General features: G+C 72.4%; 12 protein-coding genes. 10 read left to right on the top strand and 2 right to left on the bottom strand.

Translation table 11 applies throughout. The features are described 5' to 3' along the window. The first annotated feature begins 107 nt into the window (after positions 1-107). Positions 108-785: a pyridoxine/pyridoxamine 5'-phosphate oxidase gene (locus FJ657_RS08975; protein WP_141163318.1), complete on the top strand. Its 678-nt coding sequence runs from the start codon at positions 108-110 to the stop codon at positions 783-785. Positions 786-791: 6 nt separating this feature from the next. Here FJ657_RS08975 and FJ657_RS08980 read toward each other — a convergent pair whose 3' ends face one another. Continuing rightward, positions 792-1,367, bottom strand: a complete 576-nt coding sequence (locus FJ657_RS08980) for an arginyl-tRNA synthetase (RefSeq protein WP_141163319.1) — start codon at positions 1,365-1,367, stop codon at positions 792-794. A gap of 105 nt (positions 1,368-1,472) precedes the next feature. On the opposite strand from FJ657_RS08980, the gene FJ657_RS08985 reads away from it, so the two are divergent. The 9 genes from FJ657_RS08985 to prmC all read left to right on the top strand — a co-directional run bounded on the left by FJ657_RS08985 (position 1,473) and on the right by prmC (position 13,278). Further along, positions 1,473-3,131 (top strand): arginine--tRNA ligase, encoded by a 1,659-nt coding sequence (locus FJ657_RS08985; RefSeq protein WP_141163320.1) that lies wholly within the window; start codon positions 1,473-1,475, stop codon positions 3,129-3,131. Between the two features lie 55 nt (positions 3,132-3,186). Continuing rightward, positions 3,187-4,128 carry an LmeA family phospholipid-binding protein gene (locus FJ657_RS08990; protein WP_141163321.1) on the top strand — a complete coding sequence of 314 codons (942 nt, stop codon included), beginning with the start codon at positions 3,187-3,189 and terminating at the stop codon, positions 4,126-4,128. A gap of 127 nt (positions 4,129-4,255) precedes the next feature. Next, positions 4,256-5,710 carry a diaminopimelate decarboxylase gene (lysA, locus tag FJ657_RS08995; protein ID WP_141163322.1) on the top strand — a complete coding sequence of 485 codons (1,455 nt, stop codon included), beginning with the start codon at positions 4,256-4,258 and terminating at the stop codon, positions 5,708-5,710. Continuing rightward, positions 5,707-7,029, top strand: a complete 1,323-nt coding sequence (locus FJ657_RS09000) for a homoserine dehydrogenase (RefSeq protein ID WP_141163323.1) — start codon at positions 5,707-5,709, stop codon at positions 7,027-7,029. Before lysA ends, FJ657_RS09000 begins: the two co-directional genes overlap by 4 nt. Before the next feature lie 3 nt (positions 7,030-7,032). Further along, the gene (gene thrC / locus FJ657_RS09005; RefSeq protein WP_141163324.1) at positions 7,033-8,118 is read left to right on the top strand and encodes a threonine synthase; all 1,086 of its coding nucleotides are present in this window, start codon (positions 7,033-7,035) and stop codon (positions 8,116-8,118) included. Beyond that, on the top strand, positions 8,115-9,053 hold the full coding sequence (gene thrB, locus FJ657_RS09010; protein WP_141163325.1) for a homoserine kinase: 939 nt from the start codon (positions 8,115-8,117) through the stop codon (positions 9,051-9,053). Before thrC ends, thrB begins: the two co-directional genes overlap by 4 nt. Positions 9,054-9,221: 168 nt before the next feature. Continuing rightward, positions 9,222-11,297, top strand: a complete 2,076-nt coding sequence (gene rho / locus FJ657_RS09015; protein ID WP_141163326.1) for a transcription termination factor Rho — start codon at positions 9,222-9,224, stop codon at positions 11,295-11,297. 2 nt (positions 11,298-11,299) lie between these two features. Beyond that, positions 11,300-12,382 carry a peptide chain release factor 1 gene (prfA, locus tag FJ657_RS09020; RefSeq protein WP_141163327.1) on the top strand — a complete coding sequence of 361 codons (1,083 nt, stop codon included), beginning with the start codon at positions 11,300-11,302 and terminating at the stop codon, positions 12,380-12,382. Between the two features lie 35 nt (positions 12,383-12,417). Then, entirely contained in the window at positions 12,418-13,278 is an 861-nt protein-coding gene (gene prmC / locus FJ657_RS09025) for a peptide chain release factor N(5)-glutamine methyltransferase (RefSeq protein ID WP_141163960.1), read from the top strand. Positions 13,279-13,369: 91 nt separating this feature from the next. Here prmC and FJ657_RS09030 read toward each other — a convergent pair whose 3' ends face one another. Then, positions 13,370-13,987, bottom strand: a complete 618-nt coding sequence (locus tag FJ657_RS09030; RefSeq protein WP_141163328.1) for an HAD-IA family hydrolase — start codon at positions 13,985-13,987, stop codon at positions 13,370-13,372. Positions 13,988-13,996 lie beyond the last annotated feature (9 nt).

The raw sequence follows: 13,996 nt of genomic DNA on the forward strand, positions 1-13,996 counted from the left end.
AGGGCGGTGCTCTATCCACTGAGCTACAGACGCCGGTGAACCGAGCCTACCCGATCAGCGACCGCGCGATTCGCGTCGTGGCGCGCGGGTCGGGTTAGCGTGGCGGCATGCCCGACGATCCGATCCTGCTCCGTGACGACTGGCGTGCGAGGCTGCGGGCCGTGCCCGTGCTGTCGGGGGAGATGGCGGGTCTGTCGGAGTCGGAGCTGCCGCGGCATCCGCTGTCGCTCGTGGAGCGCTGGCTCGACGACGCGATCGCGGCGGGCGTGACGCAGCCGCACGTGGCGGCTCTCGCCACGGTCGGCGCATCGGGTGCGGTCAGCGCGCGGATGCTGATCGTGAAGGATCTGACGGCCGAGGGCGTCTGGTTCTCGTCGTCGCGGAACAGCCCGAAGGGACGCGATCTGGCCGCGCACCCGCAGGCGGCTCTGACGTTGTACTGGCGCGAGGCGGGCCGGCAGATCCGGGTGACCGGTGAGGTCTCGTCTCCGTCGGAGGAGGTCAGCGCGGCCGACTTCCGCGAGCGCAGCGTCGTCGCCCGTCGGGAGATGCTGGTCGACCGGCAGAGTTCGCCGCGCGACGACGCGGCGCAGACGGAGCTCGCACGAGCTCAGCGACGGCTCGACGCCGATCCCGATCTGGTCGCGCCGGCGTGGGCGGCGTATCTGCTCGCTCCGGTGCGCATCGAGTTCTGGGCCGCGGCGACGGGCCGCGCGCACGATCGCATCGTGGCCGAGCGTCGAACCGTCGGCGACGAGTGGATGTGGCAGCGCCTCTGGACCTGAGCCGGATCAGCCGACGGCGGCGGCCGCTGCGTCGATGAACGGCTTCGCGTCGGTGGGCTCGCTGAAGGCGTCCGAGGTGGCGACGATCCAGGCGTCACCCTGGAGCGCGGTCGCGGTGGTGCCGTCGTAGTAGCCGGAGTCGGCGCTGAACGCCGTGCTCGGCGTGCCGGACTTCTGCTTGAGCGCGTCGATCTGGGCGGGCGCGTAGCGCGCGACCGACACGTAGATCATGAGGTTGCTCGTGGTGTTCTGCCAGGCGCAGGCGACGCCCTCGTCGGCGACGGCGCGGGCGGCGTTGGATCCGGCGGGGGGCTCGGCCCCGTTCGCGAGCACGAAGTTGGGGTTGAAGTCGTACACGATCTGCGGCGAGACCAGCTTGTCGCAGTCGATCGAGAACGGGATGCTGCCGGGGGAGGCGGCGGCGGTGGGGGAGCCCGAATCCCCGGGTGCGGAGCTGCTGCTGCTGCTCGTGGTCGGCTTCGGGCTCGTGGTGGAGTCGCCGGTGGGCGTGCAGGCGGCGAGGGCGAGGATCGCGGCGCCGGCGGAGGCGGCGAGGGCGGCGGTGCGGAGGGAACGGCTCACGTCGTCATCCTGCCGCGCTGGGGCGACCGGCGACGGAGCGCCGTCGGCGTGTGGCTGAGTCGGCCGCGCGCGACCGTCCTGCCCCGGCGAATAGACTCGATCCCCGTGAATCCCGCCGAGCTCTCCGCCGCCATCTTCCAGGTCGTCTCCGCCGCCGCCGAGCGACGCGGCGCCGCGGCTCCGGCGGAGGACGGCATCGTGCTCGAGCGTCCGCGCAATCGCGATCACGGCGACTGGGCGACGAATGTGGCGATGCGTCTGGCGAAGCCGTGGGGTGTCGCTCCGCGCGAGCTCGCGCAGGAGATCGCCGATGGCGTGGCGGAGATCGAGGGCGTCGCCTCGGTCGAGGTCGCCGGTCCCGGCTTCCTCAACATCCGTCTGGATGCCGCCGCGGCCGGCGCGCTCGCGCTCGCGATCGTCGAGCAGGGCGCGGCCTACGGCCACAACGACTCGGCCGCCGGGCAGACCATCAACCTCGAGTTCGTGTCCGCGAACCCGACGGGTCCGCTGCACATCGGCCACACCCGCTGGGCGGCGCTGGGGGATGCGCTGGCGCGTCTGCTCAAGGCCAGCGGCGCCCACCTGGTGAGCGAGTTCTACATCAACGACGCCGGCGAGCAGATGGACCGCTTCGGCGCATCGGTGCTCGCGGCGCTGCGCAGCCGCCCGACGCCCGAGAACGGCTACCCGGGCGCCTACATCACCGATCTCGCCGCCCGGGTCATCGAGGCCGAGCCGAGCATCGAGGACCTCTCCGACGAGGACGCGCTGCCGCGCGTTCGCGAGTTCGCGTACCAGCTCCAGCTCGCCGACATCACGGCCTCGCTCGCGCGATTCAACGTGCACTTCGACGTGTGGTTCAGCGAGCGCGTGCTGCACACTCCGGGGGATGACGGCACCGCGAGCCCGATCGACGGCGCCGTCGACCGCCTGCGCGCGCAGGGGCACGTCTTCGACGCCGACGACGCCGTGTGGGTGCGCACGACCGACTTCGGCGACGACAAGGACCGCGTCATCCGCCGCGGCAACGGCGTGTACACCTATTTCGCCGCCGACGCCGCCTACTACCTGTCGAAGACCGATCGCGGCTTCGCGCACAAGATCTACCTGCTCGGCGCCGACCACCACGGGTACGTGCACCGCCTCAAGGCGATCGCGGGCGCCGCCGGCGACGACCCGAAGAAGGACGTCGAGGTGCTGATCGGGCAGCTCGTCAACATCAACGGCGCGAAGCTGTCGAAGCGCGCGGGCAACATCATCGAGCTCGACGACCTGCAGGCCTGGCTGGGTACGGATGCGCTGCGCTACTCGCTCGCGCGCTACCCGGCCGACTCGCCGATCACACTCGACCCCGAGATCCTGCAGCGCCGCACGAACGACAACCCCGTCTTCTACGTGCAGTACGCCCACGCTCGCACGCAGGCCGTGGCCCGCAACGCCGCTCAGCTCGGCGTCGAGGCGACCGAGTTCGATGCGAGCCTGCTCACGCACGAGACCGAGAGCGCGCTGCTGGGCGCGCTGGCGGACTTCCCGCGCGTCGTCGCGCAGGCGGCCGAGCTGCGCGAGCCGCACCGCGTCGCCCGCTACCTGGAAGAGCTCGCGGGCTCGTACCACCGCTGGTACGACAGCTGCCGCGTCACCCCGATGGGCGACGACCCGGTGGAGACCGTGCACCGCACCCGACTGCAGCTCAACGCGGCGACCGGCCAGGTGCTGCGCAACGGACTCGACCTGCTCGGAGTGAGCGCGCCCGACCGCATGTGACGACCGCGCCCGCGGCCGTCGCTCGACGGCCCGGACGATCGAGGAGAGGATCCGCATGACCGACCCGGCCGACCGTCCCGAGGGTGCGCCCGCCGACTCCGCCGCCTCGGAGCCCACGGCGCCGACCGATCCGAGCGCCTCGCCGGCGTCGGCCGACACGGCGGCGCCGAGCGCTCCGGTGGAGTCGGTCGCCCCGCTGCCGCCGGCGGTCGTCGAGTCGGCCGCGAGTGCGTCGCCGCGTCCTCGCCGTCGCGGCCGTCGCATCCTCATCGGCGTCGTCGCCGCGGTCGTCGTGGTGCTGATCGCGCTCGTCGTCGTCGCCGAGACGGCCGGTCGCGCCGTGGCGGCCGGGGTCGTGCGCGACAAGGTCGTCGCGGCGCTCGATCAGGATCCGAGCTCGCGGGTCGACGTCGACCTGGGCGGCGGGTCGCTCGTGCTGCAGGCGCTCGGCGGCGAGGTCGATCGGGTGAAGGTCGACCTGCCCGAGGCCCGCGTCGCCAACGTGACGGGTCCCCTGCGCCTTGAGGCGCAGGGCGTGCCGATCCGCGGGGGAGGCGCGGCCGATTCGGTGACGGCGACCTTCGTCGTCGGCAAGGAGCAGGCCGCCGGTTTCGCGGACTACTTCCAGAACGCGGGCTTCGACTCGGTGGTCTTCGCGGGCGACCACGTCGAGCTCGGCGCGTCGCTGTCGCTGCTCGGGCAGCGCATCCCCGTCGCCGTGGACCTCAGCGTCGGCGCGGCCGGGGGCGCGCTCGTGTTCACGCCGACGACCGTCAACCTCGGAGGCACGGCGATCGACCTCGCCGACGTCGCCGACAGCCCCTTCGGCAGCGCTCTCGGCAAGTACCTGGGGCCGAAGACCTACTGCGTGAACGAGCAGCTGCCCGCGGGCATCGGCCTGCAGAGCGCCGTCATGAAAGGCGGCGACGTGACCCTGCGCTTCGGCGGACGGGACGTCGCCCTGGCGGGCGGCTCGGCGAAGGGCGCCTGCTCCTGAGCGGGGCGGCGGTGAACGCCCGGTGGCGCGGGGGAGGCCGGCGCGTTCGCTAGCATGGGGTCGGCTTCAGGGACCAAGCCGGGTCCGCTCGCCTCGAACCGATCCTGACCCGACCGCGAGGCTCTGCGTGACTGTGAACCCGCTCGCCCCGGAGTGGCTCGCCCACCCCGCCGACGCGAACGAGCTGCCCACCGCCATCTGGCCGTCGAGCGCGACGCGCGACCAGCACGGCCGACTGCACGTCGGCGGCGTCTCCGCGACCGAGCTCGCGGCCCAGCACGGCACCCCGCTCTATGTCGTCGACGAGGCGGATGCGCGGGCGCGGGCCGTGCGCATCCGCGCCGCCTTCGACGCCGCGTTCGAGCGCATCGGCACGACCGTCGGCGTCTACTACGCGGGCAAGGCGTTCCTCAGCGCCGCCGTCGCGCGCTGGATGGTCGAGGAAGGGCTGCGCATCGACGTGTGCAGCGGCGGGGAGTTCGCCGTCGCCCTGGCCGCGGGGGTCGAGCCGGCGCGCATCGGCTTCCACGGCAACAACAAGAGCCTCGCCGAGATCGACCTCGCGGTCGGTCGGGGCGCGGGCGCGCTCGTTCTCGACAGCGTCGTCGAGATCGACCGTGTCGCCGAGGCGGCCCGCCGTCACGGCCGCGTGCAGGCGGTGCGCCTGCGCATCAACAGCGGGGTGCACGCGAGCACGCACGAGTTCCTGGCGACCTCCCGCGAAGACCAGAAGTTCGGCATCCCGATCGCCGATGCGGCCGCGGCCGTCGCGCGCATCCGCGCCCACGACGGCCTCGAGTTCCTCGGCCTGCACTCGCACATCGGCTCGCAGATCTTCGAGTCGTCGGGCTTCGGCGAGGCCGCGCGCCGCCTGCTGGCGCTGCACGCGGAGCTCTCGGCGACCGCACCGGTGCCCGAGCTCAACATCGGCGGCGGCTTCGGCATCGCGTACACGACGGCCGACGAGGTCACCCCGATCGAGACGATCGCCGACGAGCTCTCCGCGGTCGTCGCCGCGGAGTGCACGCGACTCGGAATCCCGCTGCCGCGCATCGCGATCGAGCCCGGCCGGTCGATCATCGGCCCCGCCGGCGTGACGCTCTACGAGGTCGGCACGATCAAGGACGTGCGCGTCGGGGACGGCGAGGACGCGGCGGTGCGCCGCTACGTCAGCGTCGACGGCGGCATGAGCGACAACGCGCGCCCCTCGCTCTACGGCGCCGACTACTCGGTGCGTCTCGCCGGGCGCGTCTCCGGCGCGGAGCCCGCGCTCGTGCGCATCGCCGGCAAGCACTGCGAATCCGGCGACATCGTCGTGCAGGCCGACTACCTGCCCGGCGACGTCGCGGCGGGCGACCTCGTCGCGGTGCCGGCCACCGGCGCCTACTGCTGGTCGCTCGCCAGCAACTACAACCACCTCGGCCGGCCGGCCGTCGTCGCGGTGCGCGACGGCGGCGCGCGCGTCATCGTGCGCGGCGAGAGCATCGACGACGTGCTGGCGCGCGACGTCGACGCGCAGCTCTCGGCCGCTGGTCCTGCAGCCCCCTCAGCCGCCCCTACGACGACAGAGAAGATCGCGTGATCGAATACCGCAACCTCCGCATCGCCCTCCTCGGGGCCGGCTCCGTCGGCTCCCAGGTGGCCGCCCTGCTGCTCGAGCACGGCGACGAGCTCGCCCAGCGCGTCGGCGCCGGGCTCGAGCTCGTCGGCGTCGCCGTGCGCGATCCCGAGAAGCACCGCGACTCCGGCATCCCCTTCGAGCTGTTCACGACCGACGCCGAGTCGCTCATCGTCGGCGCCGACATCGTCGTCGAGGTCATGGGCGGCCTCTCGCCGGCCCGCGAGCTCATCACGCTCGCCATGACGAGCGGTGCGGATGTCGTCACCGCCAACAAGGCGCTCCTCGCCACCCACGGCCCCGAGCTGTTCGAGCTCGCCGAGCAGCTCGGCGCCCAGCTCTACTACGAGGCCTCCGTCGCGGCCGCGATCCCGATCATCCGCCCGCTGCGCGAGAGCCTCGCCGGCGACCGGATCGAGCGGATCTACGGCATCGTCAACGGCTCGACCAACTACATCCTCGACCGCATGGATGCCGACGACCTCGCCGCCGAGGACGCCCAGCAGATCGCACTCGAGCTCGGCTACCTCGAAGCCGACCCGACGCTCGACGTCGAGGGTTACGACGCCGCGCAGAAGGCCGCCATCCTCGCGAGCCTGGCCTTCCACACGACCGTGCCGCTCGAGGCCGTCCACCGCGAGGGCATCACGAACGTCACGCACGAGCAGGTGCGTTCGGCGCGCGAGGCCGGCTTCGTCGTCAAGTTGCTCGCCGTCTGCGAGCGACTCGTCGACCCGACCTCGGGCGAGGAGGGCGTGAGCGTGCGCGTGCACCCGGCGCTCGTTCCCCGCACCCACCCGCTCGGCGCTGTGCACGGCGGCAACAACGCCGTCTTCCTCGAGGCGGCCGCCGCCGGACCGCTCATGTTCTACGGCGCGGGCGCCGGGGGGATCCAGACCGCGTCGGCCGTGCTCGGCGACGTCGTCTCGGCCGCGCGCCGGCACGTGCTCGGCGGGCCCGGCGTCGCCGAGTCGACGCACGCGAACCTGCCCGTGCTGCCGATCGCGCACGTCGTGACCCGCTACCAGGTGACGCTGCGCGTCATCGACGAGCCGGGCGTGCTCGCCCACGTCGCCGGCGTCTTCAGTCGGCATGACGTCTCGGTCGAGACCGTTCAGCAGTCGCCGTTCTCCGGTGGCACCGAGCCCGGGTCCGCCACCGCTACCCTGGTGATCGTGACCCACACGGCCACCGAGGCGGCTCTGACCGCCACGGTCGCCGAGCTGACGGCCAGCGACGCCGTCACCGAGGTCGCCAGCGTGCTCCGAGTCGAAGGAATCTAGTTCATGGCCCACCAGTGGCGCGGAGTCGTCCGCGAATACGCCGACCGTCTCGACGTCAGCGACTCGACCCCGATCATCTCGCTCGGCGAAGGCGGCACCCCGCTCATCCCGGCGCCCGCCCTGAGCGCCCGCACCGGCGCCCGGGTCTGGGTGAAGTTCGAGGGCATGAACCCGACCGGATCCTTCAAGGACCGCGGCATGACCATGGCCGTCACGAAGGCCGTCGAGGCCGGCGCGAAGGCGATCATCTGCGCCTCGACCGGCAACACCTCGGCCTCGGCCGCCGCCTACGCGGCGCACGCCGGCATCACCGCCGCCGTCCTCGTGCCCGAGGGCAAGATCTCGATGGGCAAGATGAGCCAGGCCGTCGCGCACGGCGCGTCGATCCTCCAGCTGCGCGGCAACTTCGACGACTGCCTCGACATCGCGCGCGAGCTCGCCGAGAACTACCCGGTGCACCTGGTCAACTCGGTCAACAACGACCGGATCGAGGGCCAGAAGACGGCGGCCTTCGAGGTCGTCGAGGTGCTCGGAGACGCGCCCGACTTCCACTTCGTGCCGGTCGGCAACGCCGGCAACTACACGGCCTACCACCGCGGCTACACCGAGGAGCTCGCCCGCGGCGCCGCGGGCCGCAAGCCCCGCATGTTCGGCTTCCAGGCCGAGGGCAGCGCGCCGATCGTGCGCGGCGAGGTCGTGCGCGACCCTGAGACGATCGCCAGCGCGATCCGCATCGGCAACCCCGCATCCTGGGAGCTCGCCCTCGCGGCGCGCGACGACAGCGACGGCTACTTCGGCTCGATCAGCGACGCCGACATCCTCGTCGCCCACCGCATCCTCTCCTCCGAGGTCGGGATCTTCGTCGAGCCGGCGTCGGCGATCAGCGTCGCGGGCCTGCTCGAGCGCAGCGCCGCGGGCGCGATCCCGAAGGACGCGACGGTCGTTCTCACGGTGACCGGCCACGGCCTCAAGGACCCGCAGTGGGCCCTGCGCGCCGCCGACGGCGGAGAGGTCTCGCCGACGGTCGTCGACGTCGACCTCGCGGATGTGGCGGGCCAGCTCGGCCTCGCCGCGAACGCCCCGGCATGAGCATCGTCGGCCGCGCCGTCGCGGTGAAGACGCCGGCGACCACGGCGAACCTCGGCCCCGGCTTCGACACGCTCGGTCTCGCGCTCTCGATCTACGACGAGCTCGAGGTCACGGCCGTCGCCGAGCCCGGCGTCATCGTCGAGGTGCACGGCGTCGGCGAGGGCGAGGTGCCGACCGACGAGACGAACCTCGTCGCCCGGTCCATCGCGCACGTCTTCGCCGACCAGGGCCAGCCCCTGCCCGGCCTGCGGCTCGTGGCCCGCAACGGCATCCCGCACGGCCGCGGCATGGGCAGCTCGGGCGCGGCGATCGTGGCCGGCGTCATGGCCGCGAAGGGCCTGCTGGAGGGCGTGGTCGACCTCGATTCGCGCACCCTGCTGCGGCTCGCGACCGAGCTCGAAGGCCACCCCGACAACGTCGCTCCGGCGCTGTTCGGCGGACTCACGATCGCCTGGACTTCGGATGACGGTCCCGAGTTCAAGAAGCTCAGCGTGCACCGCGGCGTCTCCCCGCTCGTGGCCGTGCCCGAGCAGATCACGATGTCGACGGCGCTGGCGCGCAGCCTGCAGCCGCAGTCGGTGCCGCACCAGGACGCGATCTTCAACGTCTCGCGGTCGGCCCTGCTCATCGCCGCGCTCATCCAGAGTCCCGAGCTGCTGCACGCCGCCACCGAAGACCGTCTGCACCAGAGCTACCGCGCGAGTGCGATGCCCGAGACGGATGCGCTCATCCGCGTGCTGCGCGAGAACGGTCTGGCCGCGGTCGTGTCCGGCGCCGGACCGTCGATCCTCGTGCTCGGCAGCGACCCCGCGCAGCGCCTCGTCGCCGCCGAGCTCCTCGAGCGACACGCCAGCACGACCTGGCGGCCGCTCATGCTCGCCGTCGACTTCCGCGGTGCTACAGTGGGATCGCTTCCGGTCGCCGCAGTGGCCTAGCCCGCACGACCCGGAGCATTCACCCGGCATTCGCCGAACGCGGTTCCGCACGATCCCGCCCTGAGCTCCCGCACGGAGCGGAGGAGAGCACTTCGGAGCCGCGGATAACCCGTGTGTCCCGTCCCCGAGCGTTTCTGTGCTCGGATCGAGAGAAGGAACCGCAATCCCGTGACTGACATCACTGCACCCCTGCCCGGCGACCGCGCCGCGCTGACCAAGTTGAAGCTCGCCGAGCTGCAGGCCATCGCCGCCGAGCGCAACGTGCCCGGCGCCGCGCGTCTGCGCAAGGGCGAGCTCGTCGAGCTGCTGCTCAGCTCGGTGGTGGGCGACGCCGCCCCCGCCGTGGCGAGCGCCGAGGCGCCCGCGGCCGAGGCTGCGGCCGCGGATGCTCCCGCCGCCGAGCAGCCGGCCGCCGAGTCCGAGGCTCCCGCCGCCGAGCCCGCGACCGAGGCGCCCGCCGCGGCGACCCGCGCGCGCCGCTCGCGTCGTGCCACCGCATCCACCGCTGACGTCGCCGCACTGGCGACCGCCGCCGAGAGCGCCCCCGCCGCGACCGAGTCGGCCGACGCCGTCGTCGCCGAGACGCCGGCCGCCGAGACCGCCGCCGAGGGCGAGACCCCGCGCGAGCAGACCTCCGGCCGTCGCCGTCGTGGCGACCGCCGTGGGGCCGACCAGCACGTCGCCGGGGGAGAGACCGGCACCGCCGCCGAGAACACCGACGCCGCCGAGCCGAAGACCGACGAGTCGTCCGCGGCAGGCGAGAGCGCCGGCGAAGGCGATAACCAGGCCCGTGAGGGCCAGAGCTCCGGACGCCGTCGCGGTCGCAACCGCGGCAAGGGCAACCAGAACCAGAACGGCCAGGGCGGCAACGGGCAGAACCAGGGCCAGAATCAGAGCGGTCAGAATCAGAACGCGCCGGCGCGGGGCGACGACGCCTCGGGAGCCAACGGCCCCGAGCAGCAGGGCGCCCGCGACGACGACGCCCAGGACGGCCAGGGCAGCCGCCGCAGCCGCTACCGCGATCGCAAGCGCGGCCGCGGCCAGGGCGGCGACGACGAGCCCGAGATCAGCGATGACGACGTGCTCATCCCGATCGGCGGCATCCTCGACGTGCTCGACAACTACGCCTTCGTGCGCACGACCGGCTACCTTCCCGGCCCGAACGACGTCTACGTCTCGCTCGGCCAGGTCAAGAAGTACAACCTGCGCAAGGGCGACGCCGTGGTCGGCGCCATCCGCCAGCCGCGCGAAGGCGACGCCCAGAGCGGACGCCAGAAGTACAACGCGCTCGTCAAGGTCGACCTGATCAACGGCCAGAGCGTCGACCAGGTCGAGAACCGCCCCGAGTTCGGCGACCTGACCCCGATCTACCCGAACGAGCGCCTGCGTCTCGAGACGGAGCCCGGCAAGCTGTCGACCCGCATCATCGACCTCGTCGCCCCGATCGGCAAGGGCCAGCGCGGACTCATCGTCGCGCCGCCGAAGGCCGGCAAGACGCTGATCCTGCAGGCCATCGCGAAGGCGATCGCGGTCAACAACCCCGAGACCCACATCATGGTCGTGCTCGTCGACGAGCGTCCCGAAGAGGTCACCGACATGCAGCGCTCCGTGCGCGGCGAGGTCATCGCCTCCACCTTCGACCGCCCGGCCGAAGACCACACGACAGTCGCCGAGCTCGCGATCGAGCGCGCGAAGCGCCTCGTCGAGCTGGGCAACGACGTCGTCGTGCTGCTCGACTCGATCACCCGCCTCGGCCGCGCGTACAACCTGGCCTCGCCGGCCAGCGGCCGCGTGCTCTCCGGCGGCGTCGACGCCTCGGCGCTCTACCCGCCGAAGCGCTTCTTCGGCGCCGCGCGCAACATCGAGGGCGGCGGCTCGCTGACCATCCTCGCGACCGCGCTCGTCGAGACCGGCTCGAAGATGGACGAGGTGATCTTCGAGGAGTTCAAGGGCACCGGCAACATGGAGCTGCGCCTCTCGCGTCAGCTCGCCGACAAGCGCATCTTCCCGGCGGTCGACATCTACGCGTCGAGCACCCGCCGCGAGGAGGAGCTGCTCAGCGCCGACGAGGTCAAGATCACCTGGCGCCTGCGTCGTGCCCTCGCCGGTCTCGAGCTGCAGCAGCAGCTCGAGGTCGTGCTCGGCAAGCTCAAGGAGACGTCGTCGAACACCGAGTTCCTGGTTCAGATCCAGAACTCGCTCCCGGCGGGCGGCCACCAGGGCGGCGCCGCGCACAAGGAGTAACGGTGTTCGAGTCCGTCGCCGCGCTGCGGGCCGAGCACGACCAGCTGCAGGAGCAGCTGGCCGACCCGGCTCTGCACGCGGATGCGGCGCGCGCGAAGAAGGTCAACCGGCGCTACGCCGAGCTGAGCCAGATCGTGCACGCCCACTCCGCGTGGACGCAGCTCGGCGACGACCTCGAGGCCGCGCGCGAGCTGGCCAAGGAGGACGAGGCCTTCGCCGAGGAGGTGCCGGCGCTCGAGGAGCAGCTGGCCGCCGCCCAGGAGAAGCTGCGCCGTCTGCTGATCCCCCGCGATCCGGATGACGGCCGTGACGTCATCATGGAGATCAAGGGCGGGGAGGGCGGCGAGGAGTCGGCGCTGTTCGCGGCCGATCTGCTGCGCATGTACGTGCACTACGCCGAGTCGCGCGGCTGGAAGACCGAGCTGCTCGAGCGCACCGAGAGCGACCTCGGCGGCTACAAGGACGTGCAGGTGGCGATCAAGTCGACCGCGACCGACCCGGCGCAGGGCGTCTGGGCGAGCCTGAAGTACGAGGGCGGCGTGCACCGCGTGCAGCGCGTGCCGGCGACCGAGTCGCAGGGTCGCATCCACACCTCGACGACCGGCGTGCTCGTCTTCCCCGAGGTGGACGAGCCCGAAGAGCTCGAGATCAGCCAGAACGACCTCAAGATCGACGTCTTCCGCTCGTCTGGTCCCGGCGGCCAGAGCGTCAACACGACTGACTCGGCGGTGCGCATCACGCACCTCCCGACCGGCATCGTCGTGTCGATGCAGAACGAGAAGAGCCAGCTGCAGAACCGCGAGGCGGGGATGCGCGTGCTGCGGGCGCGCCTGCTCGCGCGACAGCAGGAGGAACTGGCCGCGGCGGCCTCGGACGCACGCAAGACGCAGATCCGCACCATGGACCGCTCGGAGCGCATCCGCACCTACAACTTCCCCGAGAACCGCATCGCCGACCACCGCACCGGCTACAAGGCCTACAACCTCGACGCCGTGATGAACGGCGTCATCGGGCCGGTCATCGAGTCGCTGATCTCCGCCGACGAGGAGGCCCAGCTGGCCGACCTCGGCGACGGCGTATCGTGATCGTGTCGGCGCCCGAGACCGAGACGGGACGCACCATGCCGCGTACTGTGGCGGAGCTGCGTGCCGAGGCGGTGCGCGTGCTGGCGGCGGCGCACATCCCGACTCCCGAGGTCGACGCCGAGCTGCTGCTCGGCCACGTGCTCGGACTCAGCCGCGGTCAGATCCAGGCCAAGGTCGCGACCGGCGCCGGAGTGGATGCCGAGCAGCGGGTGCAGGTCGTCGAGGCGATCGAGCGCCGCGCCGCGCGCGAGCCGCTGCAGCACATCACCGGGCGGGCGCCGTTCCGGATGCTCGAGCTCGCGGTCGGTCCCGGCGTGTTCGTGCCCCGGCCCGAGACCGAGACAGTGGCGCAGATCGCGATCGACGCCCTGTGGGCCGTCGCGACGCCGCAGCCGGTCGGCATCGACCTCGGCACCGGCAGCGGGGCGATCGCGATCGCCCTGGCGACCGAGGCGCCGCACGCGCAGGTCGTCGCGGTCGAGAACTCGCCGCAGGCCTTCACCTGGACGAAGCAGAACGTGCGCGAGAGCGGCGCCGACAACCTGCGGCTCGTCTTCGCCGACCTGGCGGTCGCGGTGCCCGAGCTCGACGGCCTTGTCGACGTCGTCGTGTCCAACCCGCCGTACATCCCCGCCGCCGCGGTTCCGCGCGACCCGGAGGTGCGTCTCTACGATCCGCCCGCGGCGCTGTACGGGGGAGAGGACGGCCTCGACGTCGTCCGCGCCCTGTCGCAGCGCGCGCTCGCACTGCTGCGTCCCGGCGGCACGCTCGTGCTCGAGCACGGCGAGCTGCAGGGGGCCGAGATCCGCGAGCTGCTCACGGCCGACGGCTGGCGCGCGGCCGCGACGTCGCGCGATCTGCTCGGGCGCGATCGCGCGACGACCGCGCTGCGCTGATCCGCTGCCGTGGCACGCTGCACTGACGCGTTGCGCTGACGCATTGCACTGACGCGCGGCGTTGACGTGCCGGGGCTGATGCGTCGCGGATTCAGACCCTGGCGCGCGCGAAGTCCTCGATCGCGGCGAGCAGTCCGTCCGAGCCGGTGTAGTGGTGCGCCGTGATGCCGACGGAGGCCGCGCCCGCGACGTTCTCGGCCAGGTCGTCGGCGAAGAAGACCTCATCGGGCGAACGGTCGTAGGCGGCGAGGAGCGCCCGGAACACGGCGGGATCGGGCTTGCGCGCGCCGTACTGGGCCGTCGCCCGCAGGCCGTCGCCGAAGAGGTCCGCGACCTCGGGGACGAGGCGGTGCAGGTTCTCGCCGATGAAGGCGCCGTTGTTCGTCAGCATGGTGACCTCGCCGAGTTCCTTGGCTCTCGCGATCGCCGCGATCACGGCGGGTCGCGGCGCCATGGCATCGCGTCGCGCCGCGAGCCAGGCGTCGCCCGGAACGTCGATCCCGAGCGTCGCGTTGACTGCGGCGAGGTACTCGTCGCCCGTGCGCCAGCCGCCGGCCTCGGCCTTCATCTCGCCATCGGGGTGGGTCCACCAGCGCGCCCGCAGCTCGTCGACCGGCAGACCGGTCAGCGCACTCAGGCCCGCCATCCGGCGCCGCCAGTCGTAGTCGTAGATGACCTCGTCCATGTCGAAGGCGAAGAGCAGAGTCACCGGTCCAGT

It is taken from the genome of Schumannella soli (assembly GCF_006517435.1).
GTDB classification, from domain to species: Bacteria; Actinomycetota; Actinomycetes; order Actinomycetales; family Microbacteriaceae; genus Schumannella; species Schumannella soli.